Source organism: Streptomyces sp. NPDC056835 (genome assembly GCF_042789485.1).
In the GTDB taxonomy this organism is placed as follows: domain Bacteria; phylum Actinomycetota; class Actinomycetes; order Streptomycetales; family Streptomycetaceae; genus Streptomyces.
The window spans coordinates 22,687-38,611 of sequence record NZ_JBHUBB010000041.1; the positions used below are offsets into that span (position 1 = coordinate 22,687).

Sequence of the window (15,925 nt, forward strand, 5' to 3'; positions counted from 1 at the left end):
TGCCCATTTCCCGTTTCTTCCTTCTCTTGTCTTCTGCCTCTTATCTTCTGCCGAAATGTGTGGTGAGTCATGAACGGACGTGTGATTTACGCCGACTTCGAGTACCCCATCCCGCTGGGCGGCGCGCGCATCCTGTCGGCACATGTGAAGCTCCTCGCGGAGGCGGGGGTGGACGCCTACCGGTGGTCGCCGACGCCGGGCTTCCGGTACGCGTGGTTCGACGACAGCGGCGTACCGACCCTCTCGGGCATGGAGATCGACCTGACGGCCGACGACCTCCTGGTCGTCCCGGAGATCTCGGTCCTGCCCGGCCATGACCCGGCGCCGGGTGCCCGCAAGGTCGTCTTCAACCAGGGGCACTTCCTCACCTTCCTCACCAGCGGCGCAGTCGACCGGTATCCGGGCTTCACCCCCGACCCCGGCATCTGGACGATCTCCCGGGAGAGCGTCGACGTCCTCGGCCGCGCGCACCCGTATCTGCCGACGCCCCTGCTGATCCCGAACCCCATCGACGGCGAGCGGTTCCGGCCCGCCGAGCGGCGGGTGGCGAGCATCGCGTGGATGCCGCGCAACCGGCCCGCCGAGTCGCTGCTGCTGGAACGGCTGCTGCGCAACGATCCGCGCCGCGAGGGCGTCGAGCTGCGCCCGATCCGGGGACTGAGCCACGAACAGGTCGCCGACGTCCTCGCCGACACATCGGTCTTCGTCGCGCTCGGCTCACCCGAGGGGGAGGGGTTCGGTCTGCCCGTCGCCGAGGCGCTGGCGAGCGGTTGTCTTGTCACCGGATATCCGCTGGGCGGCGGGGAAGAGCTCTTCGACGCGCCCTCGGCCTGGCGCGTACCGGATCTGCGTACGGGCCTGCTGGCCGACCGCGCCCTGGAACTCGTCCGGCGACCGGAGGACGGCGTACGCGCCGAGGGGCGCCGCTGGCTGCTGGAGCGTTACCACCGCAAGACGACCACGGAAGCGCTGCTCACGGCGGTCGACGCGGCACGGACCCTGCCGGGCGGCCCGGCCCGTGCGACGCATTTCCTGGCCTGGTCGGAGGAGTACCGGCCGTTCTTCGTGTCGCAGGTAGCGGCCATGGAGGCGGCCCACAGGCCGAGTTGAGCACGTCCGGGGCGCTCAGGTCCTGTCTTCGAAGTCCCGCCTGCTCGGCGACGCCCGGCACGCACGCTCGCGGCGTTGTCGGGATCACCCCAGTACATCCAGTACTGGGGCGACCCTCCGCCTTGCGATCGCACGCACCGCGGCGACATCTTGCCGCTGCCGCGGCGGGCGCCGAGCCCGCCCTCCGGGCGGACGGCGCTACTTTGAAGACAGGACCTAGCCCGCGTCGGCGGGCGAGGGATCGGCGAACACGCCGCGCAGCATGCCGGTCGCCTGCCCCACCTCCACCAGATAGCCGTCGGGATCGCGCAGATAGCAGCGCAGCTCGGCCTTGCGGTCGAGCGGTTCGGTCAGGAAGTGCGCGCCCTTGGCGGTGGCCTGCTCGTAGAACGCGGCCAGATCGGCGACCCGCACATTGAGGAACGACGACACGGGGTCGCCGGGCTCTGGCGGGGTGAGGACGACCTCGGGCTTGTCCGGGGTCGGCCCGCCGCCGGGGTTCATGATGATCCAGCCGTTGGCGATCCTCACGATGCCCGGGTTCTGCTCGAGCACCACCTCGCCGCCGAGGATGTCCGCGTAGAAGCGGCTGGAGACACGCACGTCCCGCACGGTCAGGAAGTGTGTCAGCACCAGCCCCTGCGCGGGGGCCGGCAGATCCTCTCGCTTCGCCATGGGTGTCGCCCTCTTTCGGCCTGCGGGGAGTCGAGGCAGTCGCCTCCACCCTGCTGGCCGCGGAGTACCCGGGCAACTCGGTGTCCGGACTCGGGCACGTTCGAACATCCTCACCGCCCGCGTCGTACGGACCGTCGGTGACGCCGGCTCACGGCTGAACAGCCCTGCCTCAGGCCGCCATTGACATGATCGAAGACTTGTCCAATCATCATCCCGACAGTGATGCCAGTGACATGAGCGACGCGAGTGATTGAAGGCACATGCTGATCAAACTGGTGAGCACAAGGCGCGGGTGTACGGACGAGACACCCCGATTCCGCGCCCGGCCGGCTGACTCGTCCCGGTTGATACGTACGGGTTGACGCGTGCGGGTTGATGCGTACGAGGAACGATCGCCGGCGCCTCGACCCACCCACTCAGGCACCGCCGCGATCCCACCTCCGCACTGAGCCTCCCCCAGGGGAAAGGGCTGGTCTTGTCGGCTATACGCACCTCCCAGACCACGGCCTCGGCCGCCACCCGCACGACCGGACAGACACCTCCGGCGCTGTCCCTGGCGCAGGAGCGACTGTGGGTGCTGGCGCAGATGGACGGCGCCAACGCGGCGTACAACGAGCCGGTGGCGTTCGCGCTGCGGGGTCCGCTGGACCGCGCGGCGCTGGTCCGCGCGCTGGACGCGCTGGTCGCCCGGCACGAGGCGCTGCGTACCCGCTTCATCCCCGTGGCGGGCGAGGCGTACCAGCGGATCGATCCGCCGGACACCGGTTTCACGCTCGTGGTGGAGGACCTGACCGGGCATCCGGACGCGGACGCCGACGCGCGGCTCGCCGCCCGGCAACTCGACGAATCCATCGCTCCGTTCGATCTGCGCCGGGGCCCGCCGGCCCGCGGCCGGCTGCTGGTGCTGGCCGCGCACCACCATGTGCTGCTCATCACGGTGCATCACATCGTGTTCGACGGCTGGTCCAGAAACATCATGCTGCGTGAACTGGGCCTGCTCTACACCGCGTTGCTGCGCGGTGAGGAGCCCGCGCTGCCGGAGCTGACCTGGCAGTACTCCGACTACGCCCGCGAGCAGCGGGAGTGGATGGCCGGCGAGGAGCCCGCCGGGCAGGGCGCGTACTGGGCGCGGACCCTGGCCGACGCCCCGCCCCTGCTCGAACTGCCCACCGACCGGCCGCGCCCCGCCGCGCTGGACTACCGCGGTGGCCGGGTGCGGGTCTCGCTCGACAAGGAGCTCACCGCGGCTCTGAAGGCTCTCGCCCAGCGGCACGGCACCACTCTGTACTCGACCCTTCTGACCGGCTGGTCCCTGCTGCTGTCGCGTCTGACCGGGCAGTCCGACATCGTTGTCGGAGCCCCCACGGCGAACCGTAGGCGCGGTGATGTCGCCGGACTGATGGGCTTCTTCGTCAACACCCTCGCGCTACGGGTCGACCTGTCGGGATCCCCGACCGGGGCCGACCTCCTGGGGCGGGTGCACGGCACCCTCCGCGGCGCCCTGGACCATGTCGACCTGCCCTTCGAGCGCGTGGTGGAACTCGTCAATCCGCCGCGCAGCGCCGCCCACACCCCGCTGTTCCAGACCATGTTCGCCTGGGTTCCTTCGCTGCGGGGGCTGCTCGACCTGCCGGACGTGGAGGTGGAGCCGCTTGACATCCCGTACGCGCCGGCCAAGTTCGATCTGGTGCTCGCGCTGACGGAGGAGGACGGCCGGGTCGTCGGTGATCTGGACTACGCCAGTGCCCTGTTCGACCACGAGACGGTGGAGCGGTACGCGCGCTATCTGCCTCGGGTACTGGCGTGGCTGGCCGCGGAGCCCGGCCGGGAGGTCGCGGACGTCGCTCTCATGGACGCGCGGGAGCGCCGGGAGCTGCTGGCGAACTGGAGCACCGCCGAGGAGACCGGGGCGCCCCCGGCCTCCCGGCCCGGCGGCCTGATCGAGCGCTTCGAGGCGCAGGTGCGGACCCGCCCCGGCGGCGCCGCCCTCGTCCACGCGGGCGAACGGCTCGACTACGCCACGCTGGAGCGGCGCGTCAACCGGCTGGCCCACGCTCTGATCGGCCGTGGCGCCGGACCGGGCCAGGTGGTGGGTCTGCACGCGGGGCGGTCGACGGAGCTGGTCGTGGGTGTCCTCGGCATCCTCGCTGCGGGCGCCGCCTATCTGCCGCTCGATCCGGGCCAGCCCGCCGGGCGGCTCGCCGCCATGGTCGAGGACGCCGCGCCCGTACTGGTACTGAGCGACTTCCCCGACACACCGCGCGCGCCGAGCGCAACGGACACACCGGGCACGCCGGGCGCACCGGGCGCGGACTGGCGGTCCCTGACCGCCGTCGAGGCCGAGGGGCGGCGCGATCACGCCCCCGGGATCGCGGCCCGCCCCTCGGATCCGGCATATGTCATCTACACCTCAGGCTCCACCGGCCGGCCCAAGGGTGTGGTGGTGACGCACGCCTCCGTCACCCATCTCTTCGACCAGTGGCTGGCCCGGTTCGGGGAGGTGCCAGGCGAGGCCGCGTCGGCCTGGTCGAGCATCGGCTTCGACGCCTCGGTGCACGAGATCCTGCTGCCGCTCACCACCGGCGCCGTCCTCCATCTGGTCCCGGACGAGCTGCGCGGCGACCCGGAGGCGCTGATGGGCTGGATGCGTGAACACCGCGTCGCGACGGCGTTCCTGCCCCCGTCCTATGTCAAGTGGATCGACGAGGCTCCCGAGGCCCGTCTGAGGGGACTGGCCCTGCGTCAGCTGCTGACCGGGGTGGAGTCCCTTCCCGAGATGGCGCTGTACCGCATGCGGCAGGCCCTGCCCGGTCTGCGTATCTGCTACGGGTACGGGCCGACCGAGGCCACGCTCTACAGCACCGCCTATACCGATCCGCGGCCGCTGGACCGGCCCTGCCCGATCGGCCGGCCGCTCCCCGGCACCCGTCTCTATCTGCTGGACGAGCGGCTGCGGCCGGTACCGCCCGGGGTGGCGGGCGAGGTCTGTATCGCGGGTGCGAGTCTGGCCCGCGGCTATGTGCGCCGCCCGGATCTGACGGCCGAACGGTTCGTCCCCGACCCCTTCGTGCTCGGCGAGCGCATGTACCGCACCGGCGACCTGGCCCGCTGGCTGCCGGACGGCAACGCCGTATACGTGGGCCGTCTCGACGACCAGCTCAAGCTGCGGGGCTTCCGTATCGAACCGGGCGAGGTGGAGGCGGCGCTGCTGGCGCTGCCCGGCGTACGGGAGGCGGCCGTACTCGCCGACCGCGACGCCCCCGGCGGACCGCGGCTGGTGGCGGGCGTCGGCCGGGGAGACGCGACCGCCCTGCCCCCGTACGAGTGGCGCGCGGCGCTCTCCGAGCGACTGCCGGACTACATGATCCCCTCGGTCTTCGTCGAACTCCCGCGCCTGCCGCTGAACCGGAGCGGCAAGCTGGACCGCAAGACGCTGCTGGAGAGTTCCCGGTCCGCGCTGCCCGCCCAGGTCAACACGGCCGCTCCGCGCGATCACGTGGAGATGGCGCTGCACCGGATCTGGACACGACTGCTGCTCCATCCCGCCATCGGCGTCACGGACGACTTCTTCGCTCTGGGCGGCACCTCGATATCCGCCATCAAGGTGGCCCACAGCGTCCAGGAGGAGTTCGGCGAGACCCTGCCGATCCGCGAGCTCATGCTGCACCCGACCATCGAGGCGCTGGCCGAGCGGCTGCGGAAGGGGGCGGCGCCCGGCAGGCCGGGCGACAACCTGATCGAGTTCCGCGCGGCCGACGGGGGGCGGCAGCGGGTGGTCTGTGTCCACCCGGCCGGCGGGACCGCCTTCTGCTATCTGCCGCTGGCCGCCGCGCTGCCCGGGTCGGTCGGCGTGCTCGGCATCCAGTCCCCCGGCATCAACGCCGGTGAGATACCGCTGACCACCGTCGAGGCCATGGCGGAGGAGTATCTGAAGCGTGTCGATCCGGGGCCCGACGAGTCGCTGGTCCTGTGCGGACTCTCCTACGGGGGGCTGATCGCGCATGAGATGGGACGCCGGCTGGCGTCGGCCGGACACACCCGGCTGAGCGTGGTCCTGCTCGACACGCACGGTACGGAGGACGCGGCGGAACGCACCGCGATCGAGCCGGTGGACGCCGCCGAGTTCCGGGAGAAGCTGGTCAGGTTCAACGGGATGTACCCGGGCATCGAGGACGACCAGATCGACCGGTACTTCCGTATCTACAACCACAACCGGATGACCGCCCGCGACTACCGGGTGCCCGCGTCAGCGGCCCGGCTGGTTCTCGTACAGGCCACCGCCGACGGCGAGGACGGCTCGGACGTACGCGCCTTCTGGCAACGGCGGGCCGATGGGGGTCTGTTGGCCGAACCGGTGGAGTGCGGTCACTGGGACATGCTGGAGAGCGACCAGGTGCCTCGGGTGGCCGAGCTGATCGCGGCGGAACTGACCCGGATGTCCGCCGCCCCCGCCCCGCCGGGCGACGAACCACCGAGTGCGGTGCGGCAGGCCGGTCCGTCCGTCGCCCTGGAGGCATGATGCGAGCCGGAACGGACCTCTCCGCGTCCGCGCCCGCGTCCGCGCCCGTGACTGGTGTGGCGCAGGGGGTGTACGAGCAGGCCCTGCGCACCCCGGGGGCGGTCGCGCTGGTTGACGGCGACCGGCGGATCGACTACGCCGAACTCGACGCCATCGGCGCGGCGGTGTCCGGGGCGCTGCGCCGCGCCGGTGTCCGTCCCGGCCAGGCGGTGGCCCTCGCGCTGCCCCGCTCCTGGCAGTTGGTCTGCGCCATGCTCGGCATCCTGCGGCTCGGCGCCCGGGTCGTACCGCTCGACGCGCAGAGCCCGCCGGAGCGCCGCCGTCACATCCTGACGGACTCGGCCGGTGTGGCGGTGATTCACGCGGGGACGGCGGCCCCGGACGGCCTGCCGGACTCCGTACGGCCGCTGCCGGTGGCCGGGCTCCTCGCGGCGGACCACGGTCAACAGGCCCAGCCCGAGCCGCCGTTCACCGGCGCGCCGGTCTCCTTTCTCTTCTACACCTCGGGAACGACGGGCCGCCCCAAGGGCGTCGAGGTACGGGACGCCGGGATCCTGCGCCTCGCCCGGCCCGGATACATCCGGCAGGCGAAGGGCGCGCGCTTCGCCTGTCTGTCCAATCCGGCGTTCGACGCGCTGAGTTTCGAGGTCTGGGTACCGCTGCTGACCGGCGGCTGCTGTGTGATCCTCGGCGACGAGGCGGTCCAGACACCGCACGAGCTGGCGGCGGCGCTGGTGCGCGAGCGTATCGATACGACGTTCGTCACGGTGGCGCTGTTCAACGCGGTGGTCGACGCGGTGCCCGACTGCTTCGCCGGGGTCGGGCAGGTCCTGGTGGGCGGCGAGCAGCTCAACGCCCGTGTGATACGCCGCTGGTACGGCCACAACACGGCGAGCGCCACCCGGCTCCACAACGTCTACGGGCCGACGGAGTCGACCACCTTCGCTCTGTGCCATCCCGTCCCGCGCGACTTCGACGGGGACCGGGTGCCGATCGGCCGGGCGTTGCCGGGGACCGATGTGCTGCTGGTGGTCCCCGGCACCACGCGTGTGGCCGCGCCCGGTGAGACGGCGGAGCTCCTGCTGGCGGGCGACGGTCTCGCGGCCGGCTACCGCAATCTGCCCGAGGAGACGGCGCGCCGCTTTGTCCGGCTCCCCTGGCACGACGGCGGTCGGGCGCCGCACTACCGCACCGGCGACCTCGTACGCGCCGACGCGGACGGCCTGGTCGAGTATGTCGGCCGCGCCGACCGCCAGGTGAAGGTCCGCGGCTTCCGTATCGAACCCGGCGAGCTGGAGCGGCGGATCGTCGCGCACCCCGCCGTACGCCAGGCGTACGTCTGTACCCGCCGCGACGGCGAGCACGGACCCAACGAGCTGCTGGCCTATGTGGTGCTGGGCGAGGAGCTGTCCTTCGAGGAGTTCGACCGCCATCTCATGGCCGGGCTGCCGACGTATATGCGCCCGCACCACATTCACGTCGTGGACGCGCTCCCCCGTAACGCCAACGGCAAGGTCGACCAGGCCGCGCTGGCGCGCGCCGGCCATCGCCCCTGGCGGAGCCCGCGGGGCGAGCGGCGGGCCGCCACCGCCTGGCAGCGCGAGGTGCTTGGCCTGGCCGCCGAGATCCTGCGGGTGCCGGAAGCGCGCCTCGACGACCGCTGGATCGCCGTCGGCGGCGACTCGCTCAAGGCCCTGCGGCTGCGCTTCGAGGTACGGCGGCGCTGGGGCCGCGAGCTGCCCCAGGCGGTCGTCCTCGACGGGAACCTCGCCGAGATCGCCGAGGCGATCGACAGGGCCGGGAGCGCCGGTGACCCGCCCTGTCCGGTGCCGGCCGCCCCGGCGGGGGCGCGTACGGCTCCGGCCACCAGCGAACAGCAGCGCCTGTGGCTCCTGCACCAGCGGACGCCGGGGTCCCGGGCCTACCACGTGGGGCAGGTCTTCCGGCTGGAGGGGACGATCGACGCGGTCGCGCTGCGGCGGTCGCTGCGGGGACTGGTGGAGCGTCACCCGGCGCTGCGTACGGCCTTCGAGGCGACGCCCGAGGGGCTGCGCCAGGTCGTGGGCGAGCCGTACGACCCGTGGACCGATCCCGATGACGCCCCGTGTACCGGCCACGATGACGGGGCGCGGACCTGCCCCGACGACGGGGCGGGGACCGGCCACGGTCCGGAAGCGCTCCATGAGGGAGGAACGGACGGCGAGGACACGCGCGGGCGGGCCTATGCCGACCGGTTCTTCGGCCGGCCCTTCGAGCTGGCCGAGCCCCGGATGCTGCGGGCGAGTTGGCTGCCCCGGGACGGTGGCGGCCTGCTGTTGCTGCACCTGCACCACATCGCGGTCGACGGCTGGTCGCTCAATGTGCTGCTGGCGGATCTGTCGGCCGGGTACGCCGACGCGCTGCGGGGCACGGACGCACCGGACGCGGTGGGCCCCGTACCCCCGTCCGGCTCCGGGGCGCCGACCCCGCTCGACTACGCCGTCTGGCAGGCCGAGTGGTTCTCCAGACCCGCGTACCTGGCCCAGCGCGCCGAGCTGCGCGCCCACTACGCCGGGCTGGACGAGCCGGGCGAACCGGTCGAGCCGCCGGGGGCGGCGGGAGCGGCGGGCTCCCGGCCGTTCTCGCCGGGGCGGCTGCTGCACACCTCGCTCGACGCCGTACGCCGCGCCTCCGTGGACCGGCTCTGTGCCGAACTGGGCCTGACACGTTTCCAGTTGCTGCTCGGCGTCTTCGCCTGGAGCCTGTACGGGGTGACCGGCCTGACCCGTCCGCGCGTCGCCGGTCCCGTGGCCAACCGCCCGGTCCGCGAGTTCGAGGCCAGTGTCGGCATGTTCGCCAACACCGTCCTGCTGCCGCTGACCGTCGCACCGCGCGAGGAGCCGCGCGCCCAGCTGCTGCGCCTGGGTGCCGGTGCCCGGGAAATACTCGACCGGCAGGATGTGGCGCTGGCCGACGTACTGTCCGACGTACCGGCCGGCCGTGGGGCGGGCGCCGGTGGGGCGCCGTTCGACTTCCTGTTCGTTCTGGAGAACACCGACTTCGGCGCGCTGGCGCTGCCCGACTGCTCCTCCCAGCCCCTGTGGTGGGCGCCGGCCGAGGCCAAGTGCCCGATGACACTGTCCGTCGTCGAGCGGCCGGACGGTCTCGACTGCCTGTGGGAGTACGCCGACGACCACTTCGAGGCCGCCGAAGTGGAGGCGATGGCCGCCCTGTTCGGGCGCGCCCTGGATCTGCTCGCCGACGGGGCGAGCACCACCCCGGCCGAGCTGGCGGCCCCGTACCGGCGCGCGCTGCCCGAGCCCGGCCGCGCCGAGCCGGTGCCCCTGATCTGTACGACAGTGGCGGAGGGCTTCGCGCGGCAGGTCGCGCGTACGCCCGGCGCGCCGGCCCTGATGAGCGGTGACGTAACCGTCAGCTACGCCGAACTCGACGCCCGCGCGGCGACGCTCGCCGCCGAGCTGCGGTCGGACCACCCGCTGCCGGAAGAGGGCGACCGGCCTTGCCATGTCGCGCTGTTCCTCGAACCCTCGGTCGAGCATGTGGTGGCGCTCCTGGCGCTGGCCCGGCTCAATCTGACGATCGTGCCGCTCGACCCGTCCTACCCGCCGGCGCTGCTGCGGCGGATCCTGGAGCGGGTGGATCCGCTCTGCGTGCTGCTCACGCCCGGCGGTGACGCGGCGTTCGACGCCGTCGATCCGGGCGGCACCGTACGGCACGTGGTCACGCTGTCGACCGCCCCCGCCCCGGCCGTACCGCCCGCCTCTCCGTCGCACGACGGTGCCCGTCCGCTCTACACCCTGTTCACCTCGGGCTCCACGGGCACGCCGAAGGGGGTGCGGGTGTCCGACCGCACTCTGTGCAACCTGTTGCAGTGGCAGGCGGAGTCGGGCGGTCTGGCGGCACCCGCCGTCACCCAGCAGTTCTCCATGCTCTCCTTCGACGTGTCCTTCCAGGAGATCTTCGGGACCCTGTGGACCGGGGGTTGTCTGCACCTGGTGCGGCCCGGCTGGCGGCAGGACGCCCCCGCTCTCCTCGATCAGCTGGAATCGGCGGGTGTGGAGCGCGTCTTCATGCCCTATGTGGCGCTCCAGCTCCTCGCCGAGCACGCCGTACACCTGGGCCGGTACCCCTCGCGGCTGCGGGAGGTGGTGACGGCGGGCGAGCAGTTGGTGTGCACCGAGGCGATCCGCCGCTGGTTCGCGGGCATGCCGGGCGCGCGGCTGTTCAACCACTACGGCCCGACCGAGACCCATGTGGTGAGCGCCCTGCTTCTCGACGGCGACCCGGCGCGCTGGCCGGACCGCCCGGCCATCGGCCGGCCGGTGGCGGGCGCGGTACTGCGGGTGGTGGACGGGGCGGGTGAGCCGGCGCCGCCGGGCCGCACCGGTGAGCTGCTGATCGGCGGAACGATGGCCGCCCGCTGCTATCTGGACGACTCGGAGCTCAACGACGCGCGATTCGTGGAGCTGCCCGGTCTCGGGCTCTTCTACCGCAGCGGCGACCGGGCGAGCTTCGACCGGGAGGGCCTGCTGCACTACCGGGGCCGGGACGACGATCAGATCAAGCTGAGCGGACACCGGCTGGAGCTGGGAGAGGTCGAGGCGGCGCTGCTGCGGCACCCGGAGATCGTCCAGGCCGTGGTGGTGCGTGACGGCGACGAGCTGGTGGCCTGCGTCCAGCGCCGCGACCGGACGCGAGGCCGGGCACCGGACAGGGCACCGGACCAGACACCGGGCCGGACGCTGACCGCGCGGTCTCTCACGGCCCATCTGGCACCCCTGCTGCCGCCCCATGTACGGATCAACCGTTTTCGGCTGCTGGCCGCCCTGCCGCGTACCCCCAGCGGCAAGCTGGACCGCGATGGCGCCCTGCGCGCCCCGGGCGAGGAGCTATGGCGTGGGCCCGACGTGCCGACCGTCCTCGGGGACGTCCCGTCGCACGCGCTCTCACTGCGAGAGACTGAGCTCGCCGAGGCGTTCGAGGCGGTGACCGGCTCGGCCATCGGCCCCGGTCAGACCTTCTTCGACGCCGGCGCGTCGAGCCTGGGACTGATGCGCTTCCACCTGCGCTGCACCACCGAACTGGGCCTGCGCTTCACCGTCGCCGACCTGTTCGAACACGTCACGATCCGTGCGCTGGCACGCTTCCTCGACGGGCAGGCGCCGAGGTACGACACGGACGGCGCCACCACGGCGGCCACAGCCGCCACAGCGGCCAGAGCGGCCACCGCGGCCGACGAACCGATCGCCGTCATCGGCATGGCGGTCCGGCTGCCCGGCGCCCCGGACCTGTCCGCCTTCTGGGACATGGTGAAGACGGGCGGCAGCGGTATCGAGCACTTCGACGCCCCCGACGGCGTCGTCGGGGCGCGCAGCCAGATGGACGGTCTGCTGGCCTTCGACCCGGACCACTTCAGCATCAGCCGGCAGGAGGCCAGGCTGATGGACCCGCAGCAGCGCCATCTGCTCATGAGCTGTGCCGACGCGCTGGCGCACGCAGGAATCGCCGACCCCTCCACCCGGCGCGTCGGGCTGGTCGCCGGTGCCGGTGAGAACACCTACTTCCAGGCCATGCTGCGCGAGGCCGACCCCGGGCAGCTGCCCGACGGGTTCCAGCTGGCCCTGCACCACGAGAAGGACTTCCTCGCGACGAAGGCCGCCTACCACCTGGGCCTGACGGGACCCGCCTTCACCGCCCAGGCGGCGTGCGCCAGTTCCCTGGTCGCCGTCCACCTCGCCGCCGGGCTGCTGCGCCAGGGCGACGCCGACGTGATGCTGGCCGGCGGGGTACTGGTCGATACGGAGCTGACCGACGGATACCGCTACCGGCCGCAGCACATCTTCTCCGTGGACGGACACTGCCGGGCCTTCAGCGACGACGCGAGCGGCACCATCGGCGCCAGCGGTGTCGGCGTGGTGGTGCTCAAGCCCCTGGGACTGGCCAGGCGCGACGGCGACACCGTCTACTCGGTGATCACCGGCTCGGCCATCAACAACGACGGTTCCGACAAGCTCAGTTACAGCGCGCCCTCACTCTCCGGCCAGCGTGAGGTGATCCGCGCGGCCCTGCGCCGCGCCGGCCGCGGCGGGGCCGACCTGGGCTATGTCGAAGCCCATGGCACCGGCACCCGGCTGGGCGACCCGGTCGAGGTCGGCGCTCTGCGGCAGGCGTTCGACCTGGCGGAATCCGGTCGCTGTGCCCTGACCTCGGTCAAGAGCCAGATAGGTCATCTGGGCGCCGCCGCCGGCGTGGTCGGGCTGGTGCGTGCCACCCTCGCCGTGCACCACGGCCTCATTCCGCCGCACGCCGATTTCCACGCCCTCAATCCCCGCATCGGCCCGGACCCGACGCCGTTCTACATCCCGACCGAGGCGCGGCCCTGGCCCGCCGGGCGCGACCGGGTGGCGGCGGTCAGCAGCTTCGGGATCGGTGGTACCAACGCCCATGTCCTTCTCGAAGCGGCTGAACGGGGCGACCCGACCGCGCCGGCCGCCATGGAACCCTGCCTGGTGCTGTCGAGCAATAGCGAGGCCGGGCTGCGTACGGACGCCGCCCGGATCGCCGACTATCTGACCGCCCGTCCCGAGACGTACGGGACAGTGCTGCGTCACCTGCGGGCGGGCCGGCCGGCGCGGCGCCTGCGGATCGCGGCGGTCTGCCCGGACGTGTCGACCGCGGTGGAGTGGCTGCGTACGGCGGTCCCGGCCACCGTCACCCAGGAACCGGCCGGGGAATCGGCCGGGGAACCGGTCACGGCGGCGGACCGTACGGCGGAGGAGCTGGCCGACGCCTGGCGTGCCGGACGGCGGATCGACTGGCCGGCCGGGCCCGCGCAGGCGCCATGGGACTTCCCGCCGCCCGCCTTCGAGTGGGCGGAGTACGACTTCGCGCGCACCACGGGGCCGGCGAGCCCGCTCGATACGGCGAGCCCGCTCGATACGGCGGGCGGCGAGGGGCCGCGACGGCTTCCGGAGGCCGACTGGCTCCACCAGCCCCACTGGGCACGACTGCGCCGCGCCGCCCCCGGCACCGGCACCGCGTCACCTACCTCCCGTCTGCTGGTGGTGATGACGGATCGTCCGGCACCTCCCGGGGCCCTCCGCGCCTTCGAGGCGGTCTACGCCCGGGTGGTACGGGTCAGCGCGGCCGGCGCGTTCGCCCGGCGGGGCGACGACGACTTCGAGGTCGACCCGGCCGACCATGTGTCGGTGCGCCATCTGCTCGACGCGCTCGCGGAAGCGGGCCGGGACGGCATCGACTGGCTGCACGCGCTGCCGCTGGCTGTCGAGGGCCCGGTCGGTTCCGACACACTGGCGCGCGCCCACCGGGCATGCCTCGACGCGCCGGCCGCGCTGGTACGGGCCGTCGCCGCCGGGCCCGGGGCACCAAGGGTGCGGCCGTGGTGGCTGTCGTACCGCGCCAGACCGGTGGAGGGCTCCGTACCGCGGCCGGAGCTGAACCTGCTGGCCGGTGCCGTCGAGGTGGCACCGCAGGAGGGGCCGGTGGACGGTCACTGGCTGGATCTGCCCGGCGCCGACCTGGCCGACTGGGCTCCGCTCCTGGCCGCGTTGCTGGCCTATACGGACGCCGGGACGGACGCCGGGACGGACGCCGGGAGGGACACCGGGAGGGACACCGGGAGGGACACCGGCCCCGAGGCCCGGCTGCCGAGACAGCTCGCGCTGCGCCAGGGCTACTGGTGGGAGCGGATCACGCTTCCGGTGTCCCCGGCCGGAACGGCCGGAATCGCCCCCATGGCGCTGGTCGAAGAGGAGAGCCAGGAGAGCGTCCAGCTGATTCTGGGCGGCACGGGCGGCATCGGAACCGCCCTCGCGTCCTGGCTCCTTGAGCGGACCGACGGCCGGGTCCTGCTGCTGGCCAGAACGTCCCGGCTCCCGGCGGAACTGACGCCCTGGGCCGACCGGGTCGAGCTGATCGAGGCGGACCTCGCGTCGTCGGCGCCCGAGGAGATCATGTCCCGGATCGGCCGTCGGACCGCTCGGCTCGACACCGTGGTCCACGCGGCCGGCGTGGCGGCCGGCGGCCTGCTCGTACGGCGTGACGCCACCGCGATGCGGGCGTCGACGGCGGCGAAGGTACAAGGCGCGCTGCTGATGGAGCGGTTGATCGAGCGTTACCGGCCGGCGGTCGCGGTCTACTGTTCGTCGATGTCGGCGCTGCTCGGCGGCGTCGGCCAGTTCGACTACGCCGCCGCCAACGCGCTCCTCGACGGCTTCGCCCACCACCGGTCGGGCGACGCCGAGACCACCGCGCGGATCACCGTCAACTGGGATGTGTGGCGTGAGGCCGGGATGGCGCTGCGGGCGCCCCTGTCCGACGCCCGCCATCAGGCACATGTGTCGGTCGGTCTGACGGTGGACGAGGGGAAGCGGCTGTTCGCACGAGCCGTCGGGCTGGGACTGCCGCAGCTCCTTGTCTCCACGACCGCTCTGGACGAGTCCCGCGTGTTCTACGCGGCATCAGCGGCCGACCCGGTTCCGGTGCCTGTCGCGGATTCCGGCTCGGCCGGGGACACGGCGGCCGGTCTCCTCACCGAGCGGCTGTCCGAATGGGTGGGCGTCGACCAGCTCGACCCGGACGTGCCGCTCTACGACCTGGGCGCGGACTCGCTGACGATGCTGGATCTGATCAGCGAGGTCAAACGCCACTTCGGTGTCGAACTCGAACTGTCGTGGCTCAGCCACCGGGTCTCGCTCAACGAGATCCTGACGCGACTCGACCAGGCGACTCCCACGGGGGCGGCGGCCGGATCCGTTGGCGCGGACGTGGCACTGGAGGTCTGGCAGGAGGGCACCGGACGCGAGGTGATCTGCCTGGTGCACCCCGTCGGCGGTGACATCCAGGCGTACCGCTCACTGGTGTCCGCCCTCGACCCCCGGCTGACCGTCTGTCTCATAGCCGACCCCGCGCTGCGGCGGCCCGTATCGCCGGCCTGGTCCCTGGCGGAACGGGCCCGGCGGTACCGCGCCGCGCTGCTCGCGCGCTTTCCCGACGCGGTGTGGCGGCTGCGGCTGGCCGGTTGGTCCTTCGGTGCCTGGGTGGCGGCCGAGATGGCCGCGGAGTCGGAGGCGGCCGGCCGGCCGGTGGAGGCGCTGCATCTGCTCGACCCGCCGCCGCCAGGTGCCGGGGCGCTGTTCCAGGCGTACGACGAGACACAGCTCGAAGCGGTGTTCGCGGCCGAACTCGGGCACAGCGGGGGCGCGTCGGCCGGTGAGCACGCGCGGGCCTATGCCGAGCGGCTCGCCCACTGCTGCCGGGCCAATCTGCTCAGCATGGCCGATCACCGGGTGCGACGGCTCGCCGTCACTCCCAGCCGGCTGTGGCTGGCCGAGCGGCCGGTGGCGGGCATGCCGTCGCTCGGCTCCCCGGAGGAGCAGCGGGCGCTGTGGCGGCCGTACCTCCCGGAGCCCACCTCCTGGCACCGGCTCGACACCACGCACTACGGCGTCGTCCGGCCGCCGTACGTACGGGCGGTGGCCGAGGCCATCAACGCGGCCTCGGCCTCGTACGAGGCGGCTTCACATGACGCGCCCGGGCACCACTGATCGCCGGGGCGGACGCCGCCCATCGGCACGCGACGCCGCCCCACCTATCCGCGCG

The 15,925-nt window shown here is 72.8% G+C and carries 4 protein-coding genes; 3 read left to right on the forward strand and 1 reads right to left on the reverse strand.

Translation table 11 applies throughout. The annotated features are described in order from the left end of the window. The first annotated feature begins 69 nt into the window (after positions 1-69). The gene (locus ACFRMN_RS33615; protein ID WP_383027021.1) at positions 70-1,110 is read left to right on the forward strand and encodes a hypothetical protein; all 1,041 of its coding nucleotides are present in this window, start codon (positions 70-72) and stop codon (positions 1,108-1,110) included. 216 nt (positions 1,111-1,326) lie between these two features. Here the strand turns inward: ACFRMN_RS33615 and ACFRMN_RS33620 are convergent, their stop codons facing one another. Continuing rightward, complete coding sequence (locus ACFRMN_RS33620; RefSeq protein ID WP_383027023.1) at positions 1,327-1,785, reverse strand: VOC family protein; 459 nt, start codon at positions 1,783-1,785, stop codon at positions 1,327-1,329. Positions 1,786-2,260: 475 nt separating this feature from the next. On the opposite strand from ACFRMN_RS33620, the gene ACFRMN_RS33625 reads away from it, so the two are divergent. Together ACFRMN_RS33625 and ACFRMN_RS33630 are read left to right on the forward strand one after the other, a co-directional pair. Next, positions 2,261-6,304 carry an amino acid adenylation domain-containing protein gene (locus tag ACFRMN_RS33625; RefSeq protein ID WP_383027026.1) on the forward strand — a complete coding sequence of 1,348 codons (4,044 nt, stop codon included), beginning with the start codon at positions 2,261-2,263 and terminating at the stop codon, positions 6,302-6,304. Next, positions 6,301-15,870 carry an amino acid adenylation domain-containing protein gene (locus ACFRMN_RS33630; RefSeq protein ID WP_383027029.1) on the forward strand — a complete coding sequence of 3,190 codons (9,570 nt, stop codon included), beginning with the start codon at positions 6,301-6,303 and terminating at the stop codon, positions 15,868-15,870. Before ACFRMN_RS33625 ends, ACFRMN_RS33630 begins: the two co-directional genes overlap by 4 nt. Positions 15,871-15,925 lie beyond the last annotated feature (55 nt).